The following is a 674-nucleotide window of genomic DNA, read 5'->3' on the forward strand; positions in this document are numbered from 1 at the left end:
CTACACACTCAAAATAATAAGAGTGGTAGAAAAAGGAGTTTTTAAAATGGGTCAAAGAACACAAATTTTATTACAAAAAATTAATAATGAGGGTATCGTCAAGAATGAATTTTATCATTATCAATGGGGTTACGGTACGGTAATGTATAAAGAGCTTATGAGTTTTGTATTACATGTAGAAAATAACTTATATACTTCTTATGCTAAAAGAAATAATGTATTAGATTTTTCATTAAGACAAAAGCAAAAAGAGTTAAGAAACTTTGAAGTGGAGCAAGAATTTTATAAAGAATGGTTAGAAACAATTACAAGACAAGAAATATTTAAAAAGGATTTTATTAAAGAAATCAAAAAATATGGAGATAATAACAATGGTTATTTAATTATTCAATTAGTAGAAAATCCTAACGGAGATTTAGAATTGAATTTTGCTTTCGTTGATAAAGCTTCAAGTAAAACTACAGAATTTTTGACATGGCAAGAGTATGCTGAAAAACATGGGTATGATTATACTGATAAATATTTTAAAACTATGTTTGAAAACTTTATAAAATACTATGAAATTAATGATATGGCACAAGCCTAGTAGTAATAATCAATTGATAAACCTATGATCCTAAACAGATCATAGGTTTTTAATTTTTAAAAAGGCATTGAAGAAACGCTAATGCGTT

Annotated in this window: 1 protein-coding gene; it reads left to right on the forward strand. The window is 25.8% G+C overall.

The annotated features are described in order from the left end of the window. The coding region (locus tag HMPREF3177_RS08045) for a hypothetical protein (protein ID WP_210388794.1) at window positions 1–586 on the forward strand (586 nt) is incomplete at its 5' end. Window positions 587–674: the final 88 nt, after the last annotated feature.

This window comes from Nosocomiicoccus sp. HMSC09A07 (genome assembly GCF_001808485.1).
GTDB lineage: Bacteria > Bacillota > Bacilli > Staphylococcales > Salinicoccaceae > Nosocomiicoccus > Nosocomiicoccus ampullae_A.